The organism is Nostoc sp. ChiQUE01b (assembly GCF_034531255.1).
Lineage (GTDB): Bacteria > Cyanobacteriota > Cyanobacteriia > Cyanobacteriales > Nostocaceae > Nostoc.
In genome coordinates this window covers 1-25918 of sequence record NZ_JAVRBM010000015.1, presented here as the reverse complement: position 1 = coordinate 25918, position 25918 = coordinate 1, and the positions used below count along the sequence as shown (strand labels likewise).

Annotated in this window: 20 protein-coding genes and 3 pseudogenes; 18 read left to right on the top strand and 5 right to left on the bottom strand. The window is 41.8% G+C overall.

Going from position 1 to position 25918, the window contains the following annotated elements:
- Positions 1-408 precede the first annotated feature (408 nt).
- From RMY63_RS12440 to RMY63_RS12390, 11 genes are all read left to right on the top strand, one after another.
- On the top strand, positions 409-1692 hold the full coding sequence (locus RMY63_RS12440) for a bifunctional oligoribonuclease/PAP phosphatase NrnA (protein ID WP_322728995.1): 1284 nt from the start codon (positions 409-411) through the stop codon (positions 1690-1692).
- Positions 1693-2168: 476 nt separating this feature from the next.
- Positions 2169-2549, top strand: coding sequence for a hypothetical protein (locus tag RMY63_RS12435; RefSeq protein ID WP_322728994.1), 381 nt, complete (start codon positions 2169-2171; stop codon positions 2547-2549).
- Between the two features lie 56 nt (positions 2550-2605).
- Positions 2606-2806 carry a hypothetical protein gene (locus RMY63_RS12430; protein WP_322728993.1) on the top strand — a complete coding sequence of 67 codons (201 nt, stop codon included), beginning with the start codon at positions 2606-2608 and terminating at the stop codon, positions 2804-2806.
- The gene (locus RMY63_RS12425) at positions 2803-3063 is read left to right on the top strand and encodes a hypothetical protein (RefSeq protein WP_322728992.1); all 261 of its coding nucleotides are present in this window, start codon (positions 2803-2805) and stop codon (positions 3061-3063) included. The genes RMY63_RS12430 and RMY63_RS12425 overlap by 4 nt, the downstream gene beginning before the upstream one ends.
- Before the next feature lie 51 nt (positions 3064-3114).
- A complete protein-coding gene (gene sixA, locus RMY63_RS12420) occupies positions 3115-3609 on the top strand; it encodes a phosphohistidine phosphatase SixA (RefSeq protein WP_322728991.1) in 495 nt (164 codons plus the stop codon).
- Positions 3610-3717: 108 nt separating this feature from the next.
- Positions 3718-4854, top strand: coding sequence for a citrate synthase (locus RMY63_RS12415; RefSeq protein WP_322728990.1), 1137 nt, complete (start codon positions 3718-3720; stop codon positions 4852-4854).
- 514 nt (positions 4855-5368) lie between these two features.
- Positions 5369-6487, top strand: coding sequence for an NADH-quinone oxidoreductase subunit NuoH (gene nuoH, locus RMY63_RS12410; RefSeq protein WP_322728989.1), 1119 nt, complete (start codon positions 5369-5371; stop codon positions 6485-6487).
- 153 nt (positions 6488-6640) lie between these two features.
- Entirely contained in the window at positions 6641-7225 is a 585-nt protein-coding gene (gene ndhI / locus RMY63_RS12405) for an NAD(P)H-quinone oxidoreductase subunit I (protein ID WP_190890175.1), read from the top strand.
- Positions 7226-7336: 111 nt separating this feature from the next.
- The gene (locus tag RMY63_RS12400) at positions 7337-7951 is read left to right on the top strand and encodes an NADH-quinone oxidoreductase subunit J (RefSeq protein ID WP_322728988.1); all 615 of its coding nucleotides are present in this window, start codon (positions 7337-7339) and stop codon (positions 7949-7951) included.
- Positions 7952-7989: 38 nt separating this feature from the next.
- Positions 7990-8295 (top strand): NADH-quinone oxidoreductase subunit NuoK, encoded by a 306-nt coding sequence (gene nuoK, locus RMY63_RS12395; protein WP_006199065.1) that lies wholly within the window; start codon positions 7990-7992, stop codon positions 8293-8295.
- A gap of 6 nt (positions 8296-8301) precedes the next feature.
- On the top strand, positions 8302-9222 hold the full coding sequence (locus RMY63_RS12390) for an NAD(+) kinase (protein ID WP_322728987.1): 921 nt from the start codon (positions 8302-8304) through the stop codon (positions 9220-9222).
- A 173-nt stretch (positions 9223-9395) separates the two neighbouring features.
- Here RMY63_RS12390 and RMY63_RS41780 read toward each other — a convergent pair.
- Positions 9396-10034 (bottom strand): annotated as a pseudogene (locus tag RMY63_RS41780) (pentapeptide repeat-containing protein); the annotation flags it as partial.
- Here RMY63_RS41780 and RMY63_RS41775 point away from each other — a divergent pair.
- A pseudogene (locus RMY63_RS41775) lies at positions 10015-10110 on the top strand (hypothetical protein); the annotation flags it as partial. The pseudogenes RMY63_RS41780 and RMY63_RS41775 sit on opposite strands and share 20 nt — an antisense overlap.
- Here RMY63_RS41775 and RMY63_RS41770 read toward each other — a convergent pair.
- Positions 10065-10790, bottom strand: a pseudogene (locus RMY63_RS41770) (pentapeptide repeat-containing protein); the annotation flags it as partial. The pseudogenes RMY63_RS41775 and RMY63_RS41770 sit on opposite strands and share 46 nt — an antisense overlap.
- 922 nt (positions 10791-11712) lie before the next feature.
- Here RMY63_RS41770 and RMY63_RS12380 point away from each other — a divergent pair.
- From RMY63_RS12380 to RMY63_RS12370, 3 genes are all read left to right on the top strand, one after another.
- Entirely contained in the window at positions 11713-14742 is a 3030-nt protein-coding gene (locus RMY63_RS12380; RefSeq protein WP_322728985.1) for a zinc-dependent metalloprotease, read from the top strand.
- 398 nt (positions 14743-15140) lie between these two features.
- Positions 15141-16058, top strand: coding sequence for a hypothetical protein (locus RMY63_RS12375; protein WP_322728984.1), 918 nt, complete (start codon positions 15141-15143; stop codon positions 16056-16058).
- Between the two features lie 801 nt (positions 16059-16859).
- Positions 16860-18257, top strand: a complete 1398-nt coding sequence (locus tag RMY63_RS12370; protein ID WP_322728983.1) for a hypothetical protein — start codon at positions 16860-16862, stop codon at positions 18255-18257.
- Positions 18258-18508: 251 nt separating this feature from the next.
- On the opposite strand, the gene RMY63_RS12365 is transcribed toward RMY63_RS12370, so the two are convergent.
- Positions 18509-19396: a UTP--glucose-1-phosphate uridylyltransferase gene (locus RMY63_RS12365; RefSeq protein WP_322728982.1), complete on the bottom strand. Its 888-nt coding sequence runs from the start codon at positions 19394-19396 to the stop codon at positions 18509-18511.
- Positions 19397-19406: 10 nt separating this feature from the next.
- Entirely contained in the window at positions 19407-20588 is a 1182-nt protein-coding gene (gene hemW / locus RMY63_RS12360; protein ID WP_322728981.1) for a radical SAM family heme chaperone HemW, read from the bottom strand.
- Positions 20589-20992: 404 nt separating this feature from the next.
- Between hemW and RMY63_RS12355 the strand changes: the two genes are divergently transcribed.
- Complete coding sequence (locus RMY63_RS12355) at positions 20993-22069, top strand: PIN/TRAM domain-containing protein (protein WP_322728980.1); 1077 nt, start codon at positions 20993-20995, stop codon at positions 22067-22069.
- A gap of 67 nt (positions 22070-22136) precedes the next feature.
- Here RMY63_RS12355 and RMY63_RS12350 read toward each other — a convergent pair whose 3' ends face one another.
- On the bottom strand, positions 22137-23015 hold the full coding sequence (locus tag RMY63_RS12350) for an Rpn family recombination-promoting nuclease/putative transposase (RefSeq protein ID WP_322728979.1): 879 nt from the start codon (positions 23013-23015) through the stop codon (positions 22137-22139).
- A 519-nt stretch (positions 23016-23534) separates the two neighbouring features.
- Here RMY63_RS12350 and RMY63_RS12345 point away from each other — a divergent pair.
- Together RMY63_RS12345 and RMY63_RS12340 are read left to right on the top strand one after the other, a co-directional pair.
- The gene (locus tag RMY63_RS12345) at positions 23535-25481 is read left to right on the top strand and encodes an amino acid transporter (protein WP_322728978.1); all 1947 of its coding nucleotides are present in this window, start codon (positions 23535-23537) and stop codon (positions 25479-25481) included.
- A 69-nt stretch (positions 25482-25550) separates the two neighbouring features.
- Positions 25551-25889: a hypothetical protein gene (locus tag RMY63_RS12340; protein ID WP_322728977.1), complete on the top strand. Its 339-nt coding sequence runs from the start codon at positions 25551-25553 to the stop codon at positions 25887-25889.
- Positions 25890-25918: the final 29 nt, after the last annotated feature.

Sequence of the window (25918 nt, the reverse complement as noted above, 5' to 3'; positions counted from 1 at the left end):
TCAAATCGGATTGCTATAGGTTTTTGATTTTCCCCCGTAGGCGAGCTGCAAACCTCAATCGCTTCTTTGAAGTGCATAAAGATCAAGGACTAATTCTAAAGTATAAGATAGAAAGTATACCCTAAGTTAGATAAAAATCCCCTTGATTCAATTCACGAAAGAGAACAAAACTCCTAAAACATATTTATGCTGCCAGATACAGCCCGATATCTTAAACTTCCCTGCTGTATGCCCTTTAGTGGAAATTAGTTGATTGTTGAGCGCTGTTACTGACAAGAAATATACTTAGATGTATAGTGCAATGTCTTAAGATTTTTGCGAAGATCATAATAATGTGGCTAAATTCAGGGAATTGCTGCTGGTAGTATTTCTGAATTAAAGGAGCCTCACACTTTCAAAAAGTTCCCTATGTACTTTAATTCTCCCGTTACTCAGTTTGAGAGTTTGTCATTGACTACAGAGCCAAACCCAGAGGAATCTGAAATCGAGAAAGCGCCAGTGGAAGTTGCATTTAAGAGTCCGTCATTACCGCCATCGGTAGGTGATGGGGCTACATATCTTAGTCAGCGTGGTAATTCTCTGGCACAACAAAAGTCAGAAGAACTGCAAAAAAACCTTTTGGCACACCGACACGATCGCCAACTGGTAATTCTGCAAGATTTTCCTGACCCTGATGCCCTTTCCTGTGCCTGGGCTTATCAGTTAATTGCCCAGCAATATGATATCAAATGTGAAATCATTTATGCTGGCGCATTGAGCCATCAAGAAAATATTGCGTTGGTAAGGCTGACTAATTTACCTGTCCAGCGCTGGACAACGCAAATCTTGAAAACAAAAGATTTGTCATCTTATCAAGGTTTTGTTTTAATTGATAACCAGGGAACCACTTCACAGCTACTTTCAGCAGTACAGCAGGCTGGAATTCCTCTAGTAGTACTCATCGATCATCACAGCATCCAAGGCGATCTGCAATCAGAGTTTGAGGATATCCGTCCTTATGTAAGAGCGACAGCAACAATTTTTACTCAATACCTCCAAACAGGATTACTTGCATTAGATAGCAGCATAAATCAACATGTTAAATGCGCTACTGCCTTGATGCATGGCTTGCGATCGGATACAAATCGGCTCATGCAAGCGCAAGAAGAAGACTTTATGGCAGCGGCGTATTTAAGCCGATTTTATGACGCCCAACTGCTGAATGCCATTTTACAGGCGAACCGTTCCAAGCGGGTAATGGATGTGATCGAGCGATCGCTAAAAAACCGCATCGTCCAAAATAACTTTTCCATTGCTGGTGTTGGTTACTTACGCTACGAAGACCGTGACGCCATCCCCCAAGCGGCTGATTTTCTCGTCACGGAAGAAAACGTCCACACTGCCGTAGTTTACGGTATTGTTCACGATGAAGATGATGAACTGGAAATAGTCATTGGCTCCCTGAGAACCAGCAAACTTACCCTTGACCCTGATGAATTCATCAAAGAAGCTTTTGGGCAAGATAGCACAGGGCGCTTTTTTGGCGGTGGAAGGACAAGCGCAGGTGGCTTTGAAATTCCGATGGGCTTCTTATCTGGCAGTAACGAAAATTCCGCTTATGCGAAAATGAAATGGGAAGTATTCGACGCTCAAATTAAGCAAAAACTGCTGAGGTTAGTTAATCCCAGAGATAATCCAATTCAGTCGGAGTAGAGGAAGGTGAGGGAGCCTCACAAGGGTAGGTATTTTGCATTTGGTTATTTTTTGACTATTTCAGCCAATACTTAAATCCTGAAACGACCAAACTACGTTAAAGAGTTGATAATTTTCTCAATTATTTTTGAGATTTTAAAAAACTTACCCTTGAAAGGATGAGGGAGCAGGGACAGGGAGAGAAAAAATTACCTCTTTCCCTCTGCTTTTTATGACTTATGCCCAATGCCCTTGACGAGTAACTTTAATCTTGGCTTACTAAACCATCAAAAATCGCATGGTGCGAAATAAGTTTCCATTGCAGGCGTTATTTACAAACTGAGTACTTATATGCAAAATAGTGTCTAACATACATATGGCTAACAATTTTATTTTTAGACGATAATTCCCACAAACCATTATTTCTTGTTACTAAGATAAAAGATGATTTTTATTCGATAGCAAATATTTTTAATTCGCAACGCGGTCATATATTAATGCTAGAATACAATAATTTATTAAGACGATTTAAACAAGATTTTCAGGCTTTTCTTAGTTCTGGTCAGTTTAGTAATATCTCTATTAAATTATCAAATGAAGATATTGGATTAAATGAAATAATTTCATCTTCAAAAACAAGAGATTCTTTTGAAAGATACCTGAGATTTAGTCCGCAAAGCTATCACCCTAATGATATTGAACGCCTCGATTGCTTTATTTGTGCTGCTTCACGTTATTGTAAAAAAAAGATAAATAGTGAGTTAATAAAACAATATCTTATTGAGGATTTAAACTGGCCTCCAGAAAATGCAAACTGGTGTCACAGTAGACTTGATATTGGATTAGAAATTCTGAAAGTAAACAAAAAATTTTATTGATAGATAGATAATAGTATATTTAAGTTAAAAAGTGACAAGCTTGATTTACCTAGATTATGAGTAGCTTAAACGAAGTCCAACTTACTGTTAGTCAACTTTCATCAGAGGAACTCGCGGCTTTTCGTGTCTGGTTTGCAGAATTCGATGCAGCAGCCTGGGATAAACAGATTGAAGAAGATGTGGCTGCTGGTCGGTTAGATGTATTGGCAGAGAAAGCACTCAAACATCTCCGAGAAGGGCGTTGTACTGATCTGTGAAACATCGAGCAACCCCAGATTTTTGGTATTACTATCGCCAGTTACCAATTGATATCCAAGAACTTGCCGATCGATGTTACGAGTTTCTTCAAGAAGATCCCAAATATCCATCATTGCATTTCAAAAAAGTTGGTCAGTTTTGGTCAGTGCGTATTGGTATATATTATCGGGCGCTTGCTGTAAAAGAAGATGAGAATTTTGTATGGTTTTGGATTGGATCGCATCCAGAGTATGACAGATTGCTAAGTAGTGGATAGCGTTCTAACATTGCCTAAGAGCAGCCTAACTGATCACTCATAATACAAAGTATGGAACTATACTTAATTCGTCATGGCATCGCCGAAGACAAGGGATTAGGCATCAAGGATGAGGAACGCAGCCTTACCAAAGAAGGAAGGCAAAAAACCGAAAAAGTTGCTCAGAAACTTGTTAAATTAGGTTTAAACTTTGATTTAATTCTCACCAGTCCCTTAGTGCGGGCCCGCCAAACGGCTGAAATCCTGATAGCAGAAAAACTAAGCTCCCAGTTAGAGGAATCTAGCCACCTCGCCCACGACGGTCAAATTTCTAGTTGGCTAAAAGACTGTTTAGAACCGAGGAATTATTCCCAAAATACCCAACTGGCGCTCGTTGGACACGAACCTGATTTGACCAAATGGGCAGAGATTCTCCTGTGGGGGGAAGTCAAAGCAAGCTTAGTCTTGAAAAAAGCAGGTATGATTGGGATAAAACTACCAGAAACAGGTTCTGCTCTGGGTCGTAGTCAGATGTTTTGGTTGACCCCACCCAAGTACCTGCTATAACAGTTTTTCAACATTTTCGATTGTTGTTAGAACGGCTACTGTTATGGCAGCAATAAATTTCTGGTAAGTTAGCTTGATCAGATATTTCACAAAGCGAATGGTGTTGCCATGATGGTGTGCGAATACAAGCCTGGTTTAGAAGGCATTCCCGCCGCTCAATCAAGTATCAGCTATGTTGATGGGCAAAAGGGAATACTAGAATATCGTGGCATTCGGATTGAAGAACTAGCAGAAAAAAGTACATTCCTAGAAACTGCTTATCTCTTAATCTGGGGCGAACTTCCAAGCAAAGAAGAACTGGAAACATTTGAACATGAAGTTCGTTACCACCGGCGGATAAAATACCGCATTCGGGACATGATGAAATGCTTTCCAGAAAGCGGTCATCCAATGGATGCCTTGCAAGCCTCCGCTGCTGCTTTAGGCTTGTTTTACTCGCTCCGCGATTTACATAATCCTGTCTACATTCGAGATTCAGTGGTGCGCCTGATAGCAACCATTCCCACAATGGTGGCGGCGTTCCAACTGATGCGAAAAGGCAATGACCCGGTACGTCCCCGTGATGACTTAGACTACTCCGCCAACTTTCTATACATGCTCGATGAGAAAGAACCCGATCCTCTGATGGCGCGAGTTTTTGATATCTGCTTGATACTTCAGGTCGAGCATACAATGAATGCTTCCACATTCAGTGCCAGGGTGACAGCTTCCACCTTGACCGATCCTTATGCTGTGGTTGCTAGTGCTGTGGGCACTTTGGGTGGGCCTTTGCATGGTGGAGCCAATGAAGAAGTAATTCAGATGTTGGAAAAAATTGGCTCTGTGGAAAATGTCCGTCCCTACATAGAGCATTGTCTGGAAACTAAATCTAAGATTATGGGCTTTGGACATCGTGTCTATAAAGTTAAAGACCCACGAGCCACAATTTTACAAGGACTTGCAGAGCAATTGTTTGAGAAGTTTGGCCATGACAAGTTCTATGATATTGCTCAAGAAATGGAACGAGTGGTAGAGGAAAAACTCGGTAGTAAGGGAATTTATCCCAATATTGACTTTTACTCCGGTTTGGTGTATAGAAAAATGGGTATTCCCACAGACTTGTTTACGCCAATATTTGCGATCGCTCGTGTTGCCGGTTGGCTAGCGCACTGGAAAGAACAACTAGCAGAAAACCGGATTTTCCGTCCTACCCAGGTTTACAACGGTCATCACGAAGTTACTTATACCCCCATTGACCGACGGTAAATGGGGATTGGGCATGGGGCATTGGGTATGGGGCAAAACAGTTCCGAGTTTCGAGTTCCGAGTGCTGAGTAAAGAGTAAAGAAGTGAGATTCCCCACTCAGCACGGGCTAAACGCCCCGCTTCCGCTAACAGCACTCAGCACTCCTGAGCGGCATGGGGCATGGGGCATGGGGAAGAGGATAAGGGAACAAGGAGAATTGGGGACAAGGGGAAAAACTTGTTGCAAGTTCTGACTTAAGTCACCTTATCCCCTTGTCCCCCTCATCTCCCCTATCTCCCCCATCTCCCCCATCTCCCCCCATCTCCCGCTAATCTCAATGCCAACCATAAGTAGAAGTTCTCATCTCGCTTCAGGATGGGCAAACCATCCAACGATATACTAGGCATGGGAATTGGGAACAAATCTTCAATCGGGCGTCATCACAGCAAAAATTAAAAATGGATGAATTTACAGGTATTAATTTAACTAATAGTTGTAAGTTACCATGACTCGATGTCTTAAAGAGCACCAAACATGAATTCAGGAATTGACCTCCAAGGAACTTTTATTGAATCCCTCCGGGATTTAGGTATACCAGCAGGAACAGCCAAAGCGATTTGGATGCCGCTGCCAATGATACTGATGCTGATTGGGGCGACAGTAGGAGTATTAGTTGCTACTTGGCTAGAACGGAAAATTTCTGCCTCCGCACAGCAGCGAATTGGGCCAGAATACCAGGGGCCTTTTGGGTTGCTAGTACCTGTAGCGGATGGTCTGAAGCTGGTATTTAAAGAAGATATAGTACCAGCCAAGTCTGACCCCTGGCTGTTTACCCTTGGCCCAATTATTGTTGTAATTCCGGTGTTTCTGTCGTTCCTGATTGTGCCCTTTGGACAGAATATCGTAATTAGCAATGTGGGCATGGGCGTATTCTTGTGGATTGCCTTGTCAAGCATTCAACCCATTGGCTTGCTGATGGCGGGCTATGCATCTAATAACAAATACTCCCTCTTAGGGGGCTTGCGGGCAGCAGCGCAATCTATTAGTTATGAAATTCCTTTGGCGCTGGCGGTGTTAGCGATCGCTATGATGTCTAATAGCCTCGACACCGTTGATATTGTCAATCAGCAGTCTGGCTACGGCATTCTGGGCTGGAACATTTGGCGACAACCAATCGGTTTTCTGATCTTTTGGATAGCCGCCCTCGCTGAATGCGAACGATTACCCTTTGACTTACCCGAAGCGGAAGAAGAAATCGTCGCCGGCTATCAGACTGAATACTCAGGTATGAAATTTGGTCTGTTCTACCTGGGTTCCTACGTTAACTTGATCCTTTCTTCGTTACTAGTAGCAATTCTCTACCTGGGCGGTTGGGACTTTCCCCTTCCCCTTAATCTCATCGCTGGTTGGCTGGGAGTCAGTGAAGTAAATCCCGTGTTCCAGATAGTAACTGCGGCTTTGGGTATCACCATGACCGTGTTCAAAGCCTATTTACTAGTGTTTGTCGCCATCCTGTTGCGCTGGACAGTGCCACGGGTACGGATTGACCAACTGTTAGATTTAGGATGGAAGTTTTTGTTGCCAGTTGGTTTAGTTAATCTGCTATTAACCGCCGCCCTAAAACTAGCCTTTCCCTTCGCCTTCGGCGGGTAATGAGAGAGTTAGGAGTTATAAGTTATGAGTTATGAGTTATGAGTTATGAGTTATGAGTTTTTAATTAACTCCTCATTCCTCACTCCTAGCTCCTCACTCCTAACTCCTCACTCCTCACTCCTAACTTTTATCACCTGAAGAGAGAGACACAAAATGCTCAAGTTCCTAAAACAAGTTGGTGATTACGCCAAAGAAACGGTACAAGCTGCGCGTTACATTGGTCAGGGACTTTCTGTCACCTTCGACCACATGCGACGGCGTCCGATTACCGTACAGTACCCTTACGAGAAACTAATTCCTGGCGAACGGTTTCGCGGTAGGATTCACTTTGAATTTGATAAGTGCATCGCTTGCGAAGTTTGCGTTCGCGTTTGTCCAATTAACCTACCTGTAGTAGATTGGGAATTCGACAAAGCCAGCAAAAAGAAAAAACTCAACCACTACAGCATTGACTTTGGAGTTTGTATCTTTTGCGGTAATTGTGTGGAATTTTGCCCCACTAACTGTCTATCTATGACAGAAGAATATGAGCTTTCCACTTACGATCGCCATGAATTGAACTATGACAGCGTGGCGCTAGGTCGTCTGCCCTATAAGGTAACAGATGATCCAATGGTTACACCACTGCGCGAACTAGTTTACCTACCCAAAGGCGTCCTCGAACCTCACGGACTGCCCGCAGATGCGCCACGTGCAGGTGCGCGTCCAGAAGACTTGGTAGAACAAACAGAAAAATAAATGTCATTTGTCATTTGTCCATTGTCCTTTGTTATTTGACCAATGACCAATGACCAATGACCAATGACTAATGACCAATGACCAATGACAATTGACTAAGGACAAAAAACAGTGAATCTAGCAGAAGGAGTACAGTTAGTATCACTTGGCATACTGGGCGTGATGATGATTGGGGCAGCCATTGGTGTGGTGCTGTTCTCCAACATCGTCTATTCTGCCTTTTTGCTGGGAGGTGTGTTCATCAGCATAGCGGGAATGTACCTGTTGCTAAATGCTGATTTTGTGGCGGCTGCACAAATACTAATTTACGTTGGGGCGGTTAACGTGCTGATTTTGTTTGCCATTATGTTAGTGAACAAGCGGCAGAATTTTGTAGCATTTCCTAACTCTTGGGTGCGAAAAGCACTTACGGGTATAGTCAGTGTCGGATTGTTTGGTCTTTTAAGTACGATGGTACTGGCTACTCCTTGGGCCTACTCAACTGCTCCTGTGGTGGGTGGTGAAAGTTCTATAGTTTTAATTGGAGAACATTTCTTCACTGACTTTTTACTGCCTTTTGAACTAGCTTCCATTTTGCTGTTGATAGCAATGGTAGGAGCAATTATTTTGGCACGCCGCGAGTATTTGCCAGACCTGTTGACACCATCCAAACTGGGGCAAACTGTTTTGACTTTGCAAGAACGCCCCAGAGAACTAGTATCAACAACCAGCGAAACCAAAGAGTAAAACTTGAGCCAGTTTTTTCAGGAGGGATACTTAGATTAATGCAACTCCAGTACTTTTTATTACTAGCAGCAGCTTTATTCTGCATCGGTATCTACGGTTTAATTACCAGCCGCAACGCTGTGCGGGTGCTGATGTCAATTGAGTTACTGCTGAATGCTGTTAATCTGAATTTAATGGCATTTTCCAACTTCCTCGACTCAACATTAATTAAGGGTCAGGTTTTCACAGTATTTGTGATTACCGTGGCCGCAGCCGAGGCGGCGGTGGGTTTAGCGATCGTGCTCGCCATTTATCGCAACCGCGATACCGTCGATATGGAGCAGTTTAATCTCCTGAAGTGGTAATTGTGCGTGCAACTCAAGCAGGTAATCATTGCTTATAAAGCGCGGGATGCCCGGAGTAAACAATGGGCAGAAATGTGCGCTAAACAACTCGAAAATCGCCACTGCCAGGTATTGATGGGACCTAGTGGGCCGAAAGACAATCCTTATCCTGTCTTTTTGGCTTCGGCGAATCAACCAATCGATCTCGCTTTGGTACTTGGTGGCGATGGTACTGTTTTAACAGGTGCTAGACATTTAGCCCCGGCTGGCATCCCAATTCTGGGAGTGAATGTGGGAGGTCATCTGGGGTTTTTAACTGAGTCAGTGGAAGAGTTTCAAGATACAGAGAAAGTTTGGGATCGGCTGTTTGAGGATCGCTATGCTATCCAACGACGGATGATGTTACAAGCTGCGGTGTATGAGGGTCATGGGTCTAATTTAGAACCAGTGAGCGAACGTTACCTGGCTTTGAATGAATTTTGTGTCAAACCCGCCTCTGCTGACCGAATGATTACCTCAATTTTGGAAATGGAAATCGACGGTGAGGTAGTCGATCAATATGTCGGGGATGGGTTGATAATTTCGACTCCCACAGGTTCTACTGGTTATACCGTTTCTGCGAATGGGCCAATTATGCATGATGGTATGGAGGCGCTTACCATAACTCCTATTTGTGCAATGAGCCTTTCTAGTCGCCCCCTCGTTTTACCCCCTGGTTCTGTGGTGAGTATTTGGCCTTTGGGGGATTACGACTTGAGTACCAAGCTGTGGACAGATGGGGTGTTGGGGACTTCAATATGGCCCGGACACCGTGTTGATGTCCGGATGGCAGAGTGTCGGGCTAAATTTATTATTTTGCGCGAAAACAATTCCTACTATCAGACCCTACGGGAGAAGTTGCTGTGGGCAGGTACAAGGGTTCACTATAGCAATAATCACCGTAATTAATTAAGTATTTTAGAGTGCATTTACCGCAGATTGCGATCGCGTAACGACTGTAGGCGATCGCAACCAAAATTACCCAAGCCCCTGGATTCATCTGGGGGTTTTCTAGTTGGGAGGAGAAACCTATACATAAATGTATTAGCTATTTAAAGTTTAGTATAAAATCTTGCCTCATCTCAATTCAGTCCCAGTTCTTCCTTCAACGCCTCCGGTACATTAACTGCTGTTTCTAATCCCCGCACACCTTCCCACTGCTGCTTTTTACCCCAGATCATTTCTTCTAGATTGGCGTCGCTGAGGTCTGCACCACCGAGAATGGCGTAACTGAGGTCGCTATGGCTGAGATCCGCGCCGTTGAGGATAGCACCACTGAGGTTACTGCCACTGAGGTTAGCACTGTTAAGGTTGGCATAGCTGAAGTCGGTGCCAAACAGGATCGCGTCAGTGAGGTCAGCACCACTGAGGTCGGCGTCGTTGAGAATCACGCCGCTAAGGTCAGCTTCGTTGAGAATCACCTGACTCAGGTCTACGCCGCTGAGGTCAGCGCCTAAGAACATTGCACCGTTAAGTCTGGCATTGTTAAGTTTGGCACCATTAAGTTTGGCATAGCTGAGGTCTGCGGCAGCAAGAATAGCATTGCTGAGGTTGGTACTGAAAAGAATTGTGTCACTAAGGTTAGTACCGTTGAGGATGGCGTGACTCAAATCAGCACCACTGAGGTCGGCGCGGCAAAGGTCGGCATGGCTAAAGCTGACGCTACTAAGATTGGCTTCACTCAGATTTGCACCGAAAAGGATGGCGTTACTTAGGTCAGCATGGCTGAGGTTAGTGCTGCTAAGGTCGGCACGGTTGAGGTCGGCGCGGCTCAGGTCGGCGCGGCTCAGGTTGGTATTGCTAAGGTCGGCGCGGTTGAGGTCGGCGCGGCTAAGGTTGGCACAGCTAAGGTTAGCACCGCTGAGGTTGGTGCTACTAAGGTCGGCACCACTGAGGTTAACACCGCTGAGGTTGGCACCGCTGAGGTTGGCATCACCGAGATTGGCACCGCTAAGGTTAGCACCGCTGAAGTTTACGCCAGTTAAGTTGGCATCGCCGAGATAAGCAAGGCTTAGGTCAGCACCACTAAAATCTGCCCCTGTAAGGTTGGCATCGCCGAGGTAAGCATTGCGAAAGTTACCGCCTTTAAGGAATTGTCCAACTATACTGCTAAAGTTGCCAATTTCCAGGGCATCACTATAATTGATAATCCGCAGCAGTTGGGATGTGAAAAAATTGTCTGTGTCCGGTTGGGCAGATGGATAGAAAGTGATTTTTTGTTTGAGTTCATCTCGCGCTTGGGCGTAACGGTGTAACTCTAATAATAAAATCAGTACGTTCAGCCCTGTATATATGTCTATCTGTCTCAACCCGATCGCAATATTTTGTGCTGCTAGCTTTAACTTTGTTTTCTGAGGCAGGTTATCATCTGGTGTGCCATCGATAAATTCTCCCTGACACCAGCGACGATAAAAATCTTCTAGCCGCCAAAAAAGCAATTTTGGGCGGATTTTTTGACCAGTCACAACCAATTCCATTAGTTGCTTGACTATTTCAGGTTTCAGGGCACCATTGCCCAATAAATCATAAATCTCTTCATGCATCTGGCGATCGCATACTTGAAAGCAAAACCCAGTGGGTAAAGTGCCCAATGTGCGATCGTCTATCTGATAAGTCAAACCGTTCTTTGGTATTGTCCATTTTTCTAAGCTTTTTTGCAGTCTTGGAGAGTCTAAATATTCCTGCAAATGATCTTCAGCTAATCTAACGCTTTTGTCTGATTCTTTAATATTTGTCCCTAGAGGTAAAACTGCTTCAGTTTCTAGCGATGTGGTCTTTGGCATCTCTTGTAACCTTGTACCACTCACATAATTTCTCAGCATTTGCCAGACTTGAGATAAATATGTTGACATTTTTGTTTCCGTTGTTACATTTAAATAACTGTTTTTGATAATCTGGAATTAAAAACTTTTCTATGCTAGTTTGCTTTGCATTCCCAATAACCACTAGTATAAATAAATACTATAATAAAAAAATTATGAGTTGGCGATGTTTACGGCGGGCTGCTTCTGATGAATTTGCCAACGGTGTTCCTGGATGGCGGCTTCTTGCTCACCTGTAGTAACCTTAAGCTTCTTCTCATGATGTAAACAAAGTGTTAACTTAAAAATTATTTCAAAAACCAAGTAATTCCATGCTTTGGCTAATTTGTTATACTTTTTTCCAATAAATTTACTAGTCTGATGTAAAAATCATACTTACTGTTTGTGGGAGATGCAATTGTTAGGAAAAATCCTACACTAAAACAGCACAAAAAAGCTGAAAAATGGCAACTAAAATTTAACTTGAAAGTTTGTTGCCTAATATAAAGCAGCTAGAGAGAGAATCGCCAAAAGGCAGGCTATTTGGCTTTGCAAAAGTTAAAAATTAACGAGAGATAGTTATCAGGTCATGAATGCGATGAACAGATTAAGCTTTTATATGATTTTGTTACATAGTTTGTTTTTAGGGATAGCGACAGCTAGTGCTAAGTCACCGTTTCTTAACAATGTTGATACAGATTTGTCAGCTAACCAAATCGTTGTCAAAGATGTAGTTACAGCCAAAAATGGAGAAAAATCCAATAGTCAGTTATTGACAGAAACTTCTTCAACTCAAATTTCAGCATTATCACTAAAGGATATCAATAATCCTCAGAAAGGTCGGCTACCATCAGGGCAAGTTTGGGTAGTTAATCCAAATAAACACGTACAGCCTCAACCGTTTATTTGGATAGTAAAAAACCTGAAACAAGCAGGTCAGCAACCATTTTTACAAGTTGCCAAACCCCCAGAAAAACCAGATGCAAAGCCCAATACCAGTACTAAACCAGCAGCGAAGGATGATTTAGAACCATTTAACGAAGTAATTAAAAACACCCAAAAGTCAGGGGGATTGTTCACACTTTATCGCAATAAAGAAAAGAATAAGATTTATCTAGAAATTAAGCCAGAACAACTTAATAAAAATTACCTAGCTACGGCAACCCTGGAATCGGGCATTGGCGAACAAGGTATTTACAGTGGTATGCCTCTGCAAGATTTTTTGTTTTATTTCCAACGAGTGGATGATAAACTACACTTTGTCATCCGCAATGTGAATTTTCGCACTCGTGAGGGAGATCCGCAAGTGCGATCGCTGGCGCGATCTTTTAGTGACTCTGTTCTCTACAACATTTCCATTAAAAGCATTCATCCAGAACGCAAAACTATTCTCATTGACTTGGGAGATTTGTTACTCACAGACTTAGCTGGATTATCTGCAAGTTTAGGAGTCCCCGCAAGCACAGACCAATCCTATTTTGGTACTGCTAAAGCCTTTCCCCAAAACTTAGAAGTCGAGTCAATTTTGAATTACTCTAGTAGCGTTGAACCCAACAGTGAAGTAGCAAGCTTTGCATCGCTAGCTGACAACCGTGGCTTTACCCTGCGCGTCCACTACAGTCTCTCCCAACTACCCGATCAAGATTATCGACCGCGCCTTGCTGATGATCGCGTTGGCTATTTCATCACCGCCTACCAAGATTTATCCAAAGACGACGATCGCGGCGATTCTTTTGTCCGCTACATAAATCGCTGGCATTTAGAAAAACAAGACCCGAAAGCAGTTATTTCTCATCCCAAAAAACCGATTGTCTTCTGGATTGATAACGCTGTACCCTTAGAATACCGCGATGCCATGAAAGAAGGCGTTCTTATGTGGAACAAAGCCTTTCTCAAAGCCGGATTCAAGGATGCAATTGAAGTCCGCCAAATGCCAGATGATGCTACCTGGGACCCGGCAGATATTCGTTACAACACGATTCGCTGGATTAATACAGTCGATGGCTACTTTGCAATGGGGCCATCCCGCGTTAACCCATTGACAGGGGAAATTTTGGATGCAGATATTCTCGTAGATGCTAGCTTTATCCGCGCACTCAAGAATGAGTACCGCAAAATCGTCCAACCCAGCCAAACAGAAAATCGTACTACCTTATCAGCTTTGATGCAAAATCGTCTACTTTGCGCCAATGGTTTAGATACGAAAAACAATGGTGTGCCCCAGAAGATGCAAGGGCAACAAGGGTTGTTGAATCGTTTAGCGAAAATGGCAGGCGAATACGATCTATGCTACGGCATGGAAGCTGCTAACCAGTTTGCCTTTGGTTCACTGGCGATGTCACTGCTGCCTGATACTATGGCTACTCCAGACCAAATAAAAGAATATATTAATCAATATTTACGTTTAATCATCGCTCACGAAGTTGGACATACTCTTGGTTTACGTCATAACTTCCGTGGTAGTACACTGCTACCACCACAGGAGATGAATAATACAGAAATTACCAAAAATAAAGGTCTGACAACTTCTGTAATGGACTATATTCCCCCAAATATTGCCCCTCAAGGTACAAAACAAGGAGATTATTTTCCTAGTATGGTAGGGCCTTATGATGAATGGGCAATTAAGTACGGCTACACAACAATTCAGACATCAACTCCTGTAGCAGAAAAGCCAATTTTGCAGGAAATTGCTGCACAATCCTACAAGCCAGAGTTGAGTTATTCCACAGATGAGGATGTATATGACCTTGACCCCACAGCTGATGCTTGGGATAACAGCGGTAATGTGCTGCTTTATTCTCAGTGGCAATTGAATAATTCGCGGGTGATGTGGGAACGTCTGGATAAGCGTTTCCCAATGGCTGGTGATAGTTACAGCGATGTCAGCGAACGTTTTAGTACAGTATTGGGTAACTATTTCCAGCAAGTATATTACACCACAAAATACATCGGTGGACAATCTTTTTATCGCATTCACCCCAGTGAAATACCTTCTGAGAAAGTCTCTGGAGTCCCCCAACACCGTTTACCATTTGAACCAGTGCCAGTTGAAGAACAACGGCAAGCTTTAGAAACGCTACAAAAGTATGTATTTGCAGAAGATGCCCTCAGTTTTTCACCAGAATTACTGAATAAATTAGCACCTTCCCGTTGGCGACATTGGGGTAGTTCTCCACAAGTTGGTCGTTTGGATTTTCCCATTCATGACTTGGTGCTACTGATGCAGGGTTCTGTGTTGCGAGATTTACTCTCAGGCGATCGCCTCTCTCGTCTCAAGGATATTGAACTCAAAACTCCCGAAGGAAAAGCACTGACCCTGCCGGAACTATTTGATACTTTACAATCAGATATTTGGACGGAAGTCATCAAACCAAAAGGTAAACCAATGAAGATTGCCAGTTTGCGGCGAGGCTTGCAGCGTCAATATTTGGACATTTTGACTAGTATGGTATTGCGAAAAGAAAATGTTCCAGAAGATGCTCGCACTTTAGCTTGGTATAAACTAAAACAGCTGAATGAGAAGCTCAAGGGTGTTAATTCGGAGGATGAATATACCAAAGCGCACTTATTAGAAACGCGCGATCGCATTGAGAAAGTCTTGAATGCGCCATTGCAAACGAATTAAAAAAATTAAGAGTGAGGAGTTAATAGTAAAATTTCTAACTCCTCTTTTTCTACTATAATTTTGGCAAAATATATTGATTATGCTGTGGGATAAAGGCCAATACGGTTCAGTTAAGGAAATTTATCCGTTGAGGCAGGCAGGGGGAGCAGGGGATGCAGGGGAAGCAGGGGGAGAAAAAAAGCTTATCTGAACCGTATTGGGATAAAGGCTTTTTGCCTAAGTCTTATTGAATTTACAATTGAGGCGGCTACATTTTTGAATTTCGAGAAGTCGAGCTAAGAGCAAAGTCAATATATGTAAAACTTTATATTCTTCTGAATAAATACGGTTGTCTATTAAATTTATCATTAATATATTGAACAATTAGAGTAATATTTAACCGAAAAAACAATTATTTTATGAATGCCATTTTTCTGACTTTCCAAATATTTATTTGGAGTCTACCTTTTTTATTAGCTCTTGCTTTATTAACTCTACTAAACCTCAATTATTTTTTCGGATTCTGGTTACTATCCCCTTATGATTATCCTTTTAGTTATGTCATAGCCTTATTTTTTTCACTAGTTTCCAGTATAATTTTACTTTGGATAATTAAAAATAATAATAAAGACTACAATCCGATAATCTTAGCTTTATTGGTATTTATAGGCTGTATATCAAGATTAAGTGTAAATACACAAATTGAATCAGCTCTTAGTGGTTTATTTTCCATGTTTATTGGTCTATTTATCTTGGTTACAGGTAATTTAAGAAATACAGTTATTACTGAACTAATTATTTGGATAGCAAACACAATCAACCTAACTTTTGCAACTGTAATTTTTTATACATTTCCTCTTATATTTGTTTTTATTGGTTGTATGTTCCAAGTTCGTAAACCAATTAGTAAAATCAAAAGATTATTTTATGCTACCCCTGCAATATTTATAATTATATTCATCTCTTTGATAACATTTAAAACTTCTGATTATAATCCGTCTCCTGGGTTAATTATTCCAAATCAATTAAGACACTTTTGGGGAATGCAACAATTTCCTGATAAATATCAAGAGGCGATAGAAGAAATTAAATCTTGTTCTGAGATCGGATCTCTAATTGGAGAAATTCAAAATGTTGCATTATCTGAAGGAAAAAATTACTGGAGCATGGATTTAGATGGCGATGATTGGGCAATAATAAGTCTAGAAATAGTAGGCACAAAAGGAACTGCTATCATAAAAGGCTGCGCTCATGACCACTTTTGCCACTATCGTATATATGAAGACCATTCAAAAAATGATGATAAAAAACTATATTATGGTCAATGTTTAGATTAATATAAATATCATCGGAAGCATAAATATCAAATATTATTGATGCCTCTAACTGTGATATGCACTGAATGGTAATTAATTTTGTATTTAGCAGGATTTAATAATTATAAAATTGAATTAACGTAAGCCTGAAATGATTGCTAGACATACATTCCAGGCTTTTTACGGACAGCAACAGATGAGCAACCTCACAGAGGAATGTCAAAAAATATTGATTTAACGACATTTTCCCAAACTGGTGATATCATGTCTGCTAAATTACCCTTAATTCCCTCAGAACCCCAAAGAGCCAACGCTACGCTTTGTCTCCCCTCCCCGCAAGCTCTTAGGGGTTGGGGGTGGGGTATTTTTATTATGGTCAATTCGACGGACATGATATGAGGTGTTGGGTTAAAGAAACTATTTTGGTATTAGATTTCAGCTTCTAGCCATTGGAGAGGCAGTAAATATGCACTATGCATCTCTAAATACATATTTTCTTCTTTCTTGTCAACGACACGCTACGCGAACATAAATAAATAAATAAATTTACTTGCTCTAAAAGAAAGTGGCAGAGGGCAAAAAATATATCTTCTTCCTCCTGACTCCTGCCCTTTGCCTTTCTTCGGTAACTCAGCACAACAAGCCCTAGACAAACAAAATCAAGCCTAAGTAAGGACACAGCAAATATTTGTTGAAAGAGATTATATTTTCTTCAGTTTAAGTACTATCTTAAATCAATTAACCCTGCTAATATCAAGCTGAAATACTACTCAGGCACTTTGCAATACAACCCATTAATAAAAATAGTCAGAGGAAAAAACTATGACTTTAGTATCTGATATTGTTCTGCTACAAGACTTAACATCGTCATCTAATGAGGATTTAGTCCAGCTTAAAACCGTACTTCCTGCGACGGTAAATCGCTTAACCAACCCGACGTTAGCAAGTATCTTTGGTGATGACCTGAAATTTGGTATTGCCTCTTTCAAGGATAAGCCAATTCCACCTTTTGGGGGTTACGCTGACTATGTATATCAAGCAGAAGTCGCTTTGACAAATAATGTCACAACAGTTAAAGACAAAATTTTTGACTTTGAAGCTTTTGGTGGCAATGATGGGTCAGAATCACAATTAGACGCACTCTTGTATGCAGCTTTAGATAGCGGTGGCAGTCTTGGTTATAGAGTCGGTTCATTTCGTGTTGTTATAATAGCCACCGATAGTATTTATCACGTTGCCGGCGATCGGGCAGCAGTTAGTCCAAGTGATACTATTGCCAATAATGGAGATGGTATAGTTGATGCTTATGAAGATTATCCAGAGATCGAACAAGTAAAAACTGCACTAGAAGCAAATAACATTATCCCAATTTTTCTAACTACGAGTGATGTTGCAGTTGATTACGAGACACTAGTTACCCAGCTTGGTCGAGGTGGTGTACTGACTCTTGGTTCTCAAAGTGAGAATCTTGCAGATATCATAAAAGAGGCAGTTGCTCAAGCCAGAAATGTGATCAGTGCTGATGTCACTACAACCAATGGAGACGATACCTTTAGTTGGGGGAGTTTTTCGGCTGGGGATAAGGTTATTTTTGCTGGGGATGGTGATGACAGTATTTCGCTTTCTGGTGTTATTGGTAATCATTACATTGATGGAGGGGCAGGTTCTGACATCCTTTTTGGTGGATTTGGTGCAGACAGAATAGATGGGGGTAGTGATGACGACAACCTTCTGGGGGGCAACGGTGATGATATTCTTTTTGGCAGTAGTGGAAAAGATATTCTGATCGGGAACAAAGGCAACGATTACCTACAGGGAGATAGTGGGGATGACTTACTAGAAGGAGGCGCTGGTTCAGATAAGTTTGCATTTGCAACAGGATCAAAGTTTAATATTAGGGAACTCGGAGTTGATATTATTAGTGACTTCACTCCTGAGCAAGACAAGATTCAACTATCTAAATCTACCTTTACCGCTCTAAGTAACTCAGTCTTCCCGACTGAATTAAATTCCGCAGACTTTGCCACAGTGACGAACGATACTTTAGCTGCAAGTAGTAGTGCGGTGATTGTTTATAATAGCGCAAATGGTAGTCTCTTTTATAACCCTAATGGTTCGGCGGATGATTTTGCTGAGATTAATTGCGGGGGTAAATTTGCACAATTGGATGCTACATCTTTTCCGGCTCTAACTACCGCTAGTTTTGAGGTAGTTTTTTAAGGAGGCAGTAGGAAGGAAGTAGAAATTCTTTGTGTCTGATTTTGAGTCCTGCATGCATTTTGTAACTCATCTACCTGAAAACAGCTTTAACAACAAACAAGAGGCTATCACCAAAAACAAACTAAACAGTATAGTTTCAAGATTTTTCAAGTCCTTGCTCATCGTTCTGCTTACCTCAATGAATTACTGTCTGCTTGAGCCATCTTAAAAAGTGAGATCCTCCCAGACAAACGAATTGAACTAAGATTAATCTATTTTTTTCTAAAATCAATCATTGTCTGACGATAAGCATCTGGCAAACCTGTATCAAAACACTTGCCTTTAACAACATATCCTGTCATTTCCTCTTCCTGACGCAATTTTTCAAGACAGGATGTTAACTGAAATTCACCTCGTTCTCGGAAGTTTTGGTTGATATGTTCTGCTAGAAAGTCAAAAATTTTCGGCGTTAGTAAATACAAACCAAATATACATAAAAACTCATTTTCTACCATTCCCTGTATACGCAAATGTTGTTGTGCATAGTCAATGGTAGGTTTTTCATAGAGTTGTGTAACTGACAGAATCGAGTTTAACTCTTGCCAAACTCCTGTTACACACCCAGATGTATGAAGATTTTCTGCTGGCGTTTTAGTTAGGCTAACAACGCTTTGATTAACTTGTTCATAAACATCTAAAACTTGACGCGCACAAGATTTTTCAATATCAGATGCATAAATGTGGTCGCCTAACATCAGTAAAAACGGCTCATTTTGTATCCAATCCTTGGCACAAAATACCGCATGACCATAGCCTAATTGTTCATCTTGCGATAATATAGTAATTTTGCTACCTAAATCTTCCAGATATCGACTATATTCTTGATTTTGCGGTGAAAGTTTATTTAAAAGTTCTTTTTTAGGCGGGTTTTTCAAAAAACCTTCAAATATTTCTTTATCATCCGGCTGCACCACAATCCCCACTTCTGTAATTCCAGCACTAATTGCCTCTTCAATAATTGCGAGAATCACAGGTTTTGCCCTACCATCTCGATCGATAATCGGGAAAAGTTCTTTTTTGACAACTTTAGTCGCTGGAAACAAACGAGTACCGAAACCAGCTACTGGAATCACAGCTTTTCTAACTTTATTTTTTTGCATCAGTAGTTCATCACCCCAACTTCTCAAACAACTCCGCTAACACCACATTAGAAAACAAAAATCCTTGGGGATCAATCAAACGCAACCTTCCCTCTGCAACTTCCACCCAACCTTTCTCAAAATACCCTTGCAAACATCGGCAAATCTCCTCTACCTTCTCTTTCCCAAACGCCTCTACCAACGCCGCCAAACTTACACCCTCTGCCAAACGCAACCCCAACATTAACGTTTCTAACAATACTTCCTTTGGGGGAGTCACATCACAATCAATTACACTGCCAGCTTGTACCCACTGGTAATACTCCTTAGTTTTACGCGGACGAGTGAACCGCCTCCCCTCAACATAACTCGCTGCACCCATCCCAAAGCCATAGTAAGGGCGGTTTTCCCAATAAACCCGATTATGCCGACACTGATGACCAGGTTGCGCATAATTGGAAATTTCATAATGCTCATAACCTGCACTAGTCAAAACCTGCTGCCCCATCTGGTACATTTTGACTGTGGCTTCATCCGTAGGCATTGGAGTATCGCCAGGTTTGTAGTAACGACCAAAGGCTGTACCTGGTTCGATGGTAAGATCGTAGATGGAAATGTGAGTAGGTACGATCGCTACCGCTTTTAAGAGAGAATCTTGCCATTGATCCAAAGACTGATGCGGCAACCCAGAAATTAGGTCTAAGCTAAATTCGGGAATCTCGACTTGGTGGATTAGTTCCACAGCTGCAAAAATATCTTCAACTGAGTGCGATCGCCCCGCCCTTTGCAATAATTCTGATTGAAAGGCTTGTACACCCAAACTTACCCGGTTGACGCCTGCACTCCGATAGCCTGCTATGTGGGCTAAATCAAAGGTTGCTGGGTCAATTTCCATAGAAATCTCTGCCCCAAACGCAATCCCAAAATGCTTATCTAGCTCTTTTATTATCCGTTGTAGCTGCTCTATTGATAGCAGCGAAGGAGTACCACCACCGAAGAAAATTGTCTTCAGAGGTTGACCAAATGCGGGTGTAATAGCAATTTCTTGACATAGCACCTCAACATATTGGGAGATAGTACCAGATGTTTCGCCCCGCAAGCGATCGCCCACAACAGACACCGGAAAATCACAATAAAAACACCGCCGTCGGCAAAAGGGAATATGCACATAAGCAGAACTCGCAATTCCAGAAATACTAAATTTTTGACTCATTTTGAGAAAAGTTTTAAGTTAATCCAACTGCGAATTAGAGATAATGAAAATGAGGTAACAATTCAGGAGTCAAGAGTCAGGAGCCAGAATAATTGTAAAATTAAGCGTGTAATAACTTATTGATTTTATTAAAATTATTAGTTTGGGTATCAAAGTCTTCTTAATTCTAACTTTTGGATTCTGGATTCTGAATTCTTACAAAATGAGTAGTTTATTTACAAGTTTTTGTCGTTTTACAACGAAACAATGAAAAATATTAAGATAAAAGCCTTTAGTTATAATAATTGCAGATATTGTCAGCCTAAACCCCTAGTGTAAGTTAATGTTGATGAGTTTATCTTACCGATGAAATAAAAAATACTTAACTTTATCGGTTAACACAGTTGCAGGAAAACAAGACAACCATGCTTGACGCCATTATTATTTTCTCATTTATCCTAGCAGCGTCGGGAATAGGGTTCTACAGCATTGAACTACTACCCAATGGGACGCTAGATCAGGTAACGAATCTAGAAGCTTTACGCTTAGTTGTTGCCGTCTTTGCCGCTATTATTGGTGGTGCGATCGGGCTGAGTTTCCAGACGACATATCGTCGCCTAGAATCACAAGTCAAAGAAATGCCTGTGGAAGTGATCTTAACTCGTGCCATTGGCTTAGTGATTGGGCTATTACTAGCCAACCTGATGCTAGCCCCATTATTTTTGCTCCCTATCCCGGCGGATTTTGGATTTATTAAGCCATTAGTGGCAGTTGTCGGTAGTATTATCCTCTCCGTCACTGGCATGAATTTGGCAGACACCCACGGACGAGGCTTATTGCGGTTCATTAATCCCAACACCGTTGAATCGATGGTAGTGGAAGGAACATTAAAACCAGCCAATACCAAAGTTTTAGATACTAGCTGTATTATTGATGGTCGCATTGAAGCCTTACTAGAAACAGGGTTTTTAGAAGGGCAAATTATTGTACCGCAGTTTGTCTTGCAAGAACTCCAACAAGTAGCGGATGCTAGCAAAGACCAAAAGCGTGTACGGGGAAGGAGAGGACTAGAAATTCTCAACCGCATTAAGGAAGATTATCCCGATCGCATCCTGATTAATGCACTTGACTACGAAGATATTCCCACAGTGGATGCCAAGTTAGTACGCTTCGCCCAAGAAATCAGCGGCACACTGCTAACCAACGACTACAACTTGTCTAAAGTCGCCAGTGTTCAGAAAGTACCTGTTTTGAATGTGAATGATTTAGTGAATGCCGTCCGTCCCAGTTATTTACCTGGCGACAACCTGGATTTAAAAATCCTTAAGGAAGGCAAAGAACCCAGTCAAGGCATTGGCTACCTAGATGACGGCACAATGGTAGTTGTTGAAGAAGGTAGCAGTTATGTGGGTGGTGAACTGCGAGTAGTAGTCACCAGTGCTTTGCAAACTACAGCAGGAAGAATGATTTTTGCCAAACCCCAAGCTTCAGCATTGGCGTGAAACAATCGGATGTTTGTTCAATTCGAGTGACACTTGGTAATCGGTGCAGTCAACCTGCACCGATTATTTATTGATTGGACTCACGAGACTCACTTGCCTGTAAATACTGTAACTGCTCAATTGATAATCCTGTGACTCTGCCGATTTGTTCTAATGGCATACCAGTACTAAATAGATTTCTTGCCACTTCGAGTAACGCTTCAGCTTTGCCTTCAGCTTTACCTTCAGCTTTACCTTCAGCTTTACCTTCAGCTTTACCTTCAGCTTTGCCTTCAGCTTTACCTTCAGCTTTACCTTCAGCTTTACCTTCAGCTTTACCTTCTTGTAGAATGTCTTGATAAATCGCTGACTCGCGCATAATGTCTGACCTCAAAACTCGTTTAATAACCTCTTTATCTAATACTAAACCAGCTAAAATCGCTGTAGAAGCAGCAATATTACTTTGAGTTCTTAATTCTGTAATACCGTTAATTTCCCGTGCCACTTCGTTAAGTATAACTTCTGGATCAATTGTACTGCTTAACACCGCCAAAGGTAAAAGTCCAGGTGTTCTCAAAAATACTTCAGTTGGTTGTTCCCAAAGTCTGATAACTGCAAATTCATGTCGTGTCCCAGGAATTGTAAATGTATTTTGTTGCACCAAATTTGAATTTGTCTGCTTGAGGTAAATTACGACTTGATGCATTGCTTTGTCTGGAAAGCGGCGATATGCTCGTAATCGATAGTCAATCATCCGAAAAGGAATTTCCGGATCAACTTGGGTTTGAAATTCCAAATGCAATATGCTTTGCTCCGACTGCAACAGAATTAGAGCATCAGCCCGAATCGGTTCGAGAGATAATTCTTTTGGACTTAATTCTGTTAAATTAATAGATTCGCCTAATAACCATGTAGCGAAATCACTGGAGAAGTTCTCAACTAAGAATTTGCAGATATTGTCAAACATTTGAATTAGTCTAGTTGGTGCAGATGGGTTCGCATGATGCTGGGAACCTATCTAACACATTGCCTATATGTTGTATCCGACTATATGTCCATAATTCCATCAAACTAAAGTCTGCGGCTACACAAACAAAGCTATAGATTAGCAGGTTAATTATTTTATGGTCATTTACATAAACATCATATGACTAAAAGTGACTTTTGTTTTAGGGCTGATTTGTTAATTGTGTACATACCTTATTTAGCAGCGGCGTTTTTTTAGAACTGATAAAGCTTAAAGGTGTTAAGGATGCAAAAGTGTTAATCCCGAAATATACGGTTGCAGTATTGATTATTCCTATACCAAAATCTGCAAACGATCTTGATGTGGTAGACGACTACGAGCAGCTACTATATATTTTGTAAATTGGACAGGATGCTTAACATACAATAATAGTGCTATACCTTTGTAGTTAAAAATTTTAATAAACCACGAAGGCTTAAAAAAATCACAAAGCCGACTTTTGCAACACAACCGTATTTGATGGCTAAATCAATTGTTTCAACAAAACGGCTCGGCAGCCAGTTAATCCATTGGTTGCTTGAAGAAAACCGACAAGAAAAAAAAGGGCCTTACCGCAAAGAAGAAGCACATCGCCAGCATTCTTGGTGGCAAGTGATGTGCTTGACTGGGGTAGATTATTTCTCAACCCTTGGCTATCAACCAGGGATTGCAGCACTGGCGGCTGGCGCTCTTTCTCCTATAGCTACCCTGATTCTGGTTTTGCTGACGCTCTTTGGAGCATTGCCAATTTATCGGCGCATTGCTGCCGAAAGCCCTCATGGTGAAGGGTCGATCGCAATGTTAGAGCGTTTACTTTCCTGGTGGCAAGGCAAATTACTTGTACTGTGCTTACTTGGGTTTGTGGCAACTGACTTTATTATTACCATTACTTTGTCAGCTGCTGATGCTACTGCTCATATCATCGAAAATCCGCTGACACCAAATTGGCTTCACAATCAGGCGATCGCAGTTACCCTGATATTAATTGCATTACTAGGTGCAGTTTTCTTGAGAGGTTTCCGAGAAGCCATTGGGATTGCAGTAGTTCTGGTGGGAGCTTATCTGCTGTTAAACTTCATTGTCGTTGGCGTCGGTCTGTATCAGATATTAAATCACACAGAAACGATTCCGAGCTGGCAAACTGCACTTTTTGCACGCCATTCCAATCCTTTGATCCTAATCGGCATCTCTCTTTTTATATTCCCCAAACTAGCGCTGGGATTGTCAGGTTTTGAAACTGGTGTTACCGTTATGCCCCTGGTTAAAGGTAGCAGTAACAGCACTCCGCACCATCCTAAAGGGCGGATTCGGAATACACGCAAGCTGCTCACCTCTGCTGCACTGATAATGAGCTTCTTTTTGCTTACCACTAGCTTTATAACCACTCTACTGATTCCAACCGCAGAATTTGTATCAGGGGGCAAAGCTAACGGACGGGCCCTTGCTTATTTAGCACATTTGTATTTAGGCAATGGCTTTGGCACAATTTACGATTTAAGTACTATTTCTATTTTGTGGTTTGCAGGTGCATCTGCAATGGCAGGGCTGTTAAATATCGTGCCTCGCTACCTACCACGCTATGGCATGGCACCCAATTGGGCACGAGTAACCCGACCTTTAGTGTTAGTCTACACAGCGATCGCTTTTGTTGTCACAATTATCTTCAAAGCAAGTGTAGAAGCCCAAGGTGGGGCTTACGCAACTGGTGTGCTTGTATTGATCACCTCAGCCGCCTTTGCCGTCACCTTATCAGCCCACCGTCACCGACAGAAGCGGGCCAGACTCGTTTTTGGCTTCATTACACTGTTATTTGTATATACCACTATTGTCAATATCATCGAAAGACCAGAAGGGATTAGGATTGCTGGGTTTTTCATTGCTGCAATCATTTTTACCTCGCTGGTTTCTCGTGTTTGGCGTTCAACAGAACTGCGAGCAGAGCGAATTGAAGTTGACGAACTTGCTGGTCAATTCTTTGCTGAAGATAGCCAGGGAACAATACGATTGATTGCAAATCGGCTGAATACGGGCGATGTCCTAGAGTATTTTATGAAAGAGAAAGAGGTACGCGAAGACAATCATATTCCACCCAACGATCCAATTCTGTTTTTAGAAATTCATGTATCCGATGCTTCGGAATTTGCGGATGTGATCAAAGTAAAAGGGGTGCAAGTTGGTGACTATCGCATCCTCCGGGCTGAAAGTGCAGCAGTACCGAATGCGATCGCAGCTTTACTACTTTACATTCGCGACCAAACAGGTAAGATTCCCCATGCTTACTTCGGCTGGGTTGAGGGAAATCCCATACAATACCTATTGCGTTTTATCTTGTTTGGTGAAGGTGACATTGCTGTAGTTACCCGTGAAGTACTGCGGCGGGCTGAAAAGAATCCCGAAATGCGACCTGGTATTCATGTTGGGGGTTGATTTACGGAAGAGGACAAGGGGACAAGTTTCCCTTTGTCACCCCATCCCCATCAAGATTTGGAGTCAAATATGAACAAAAATATTACCATTCTTAACCGACCTTTAAAACTAGCCTGTGGGGCAGAATTGCCAAATCGTATAGCTAAAGCTGCTATGAACGAACAGTTAGCTGACGATAAAAACAGCCCCACAAAAGAAATAATCCGCTTATATAAGCGATGGGCATTGGGAGGAGCCGGTTTGATGATTACCGGTAATGTTATGATTGCTCGAACAGCTTTGGTTTTACCACGCGATGTTGTGATTGAAGATGAACGGGATCTGCCACTTCTCCAAGAATGGGCAGCCGCAAGCATTGCACAAGGTGGTCATATCTGGCTACAGATTAACCCTCTTTTGTCACTCTAGGCAGAGGAAAAATAGAAATAAGGGATATT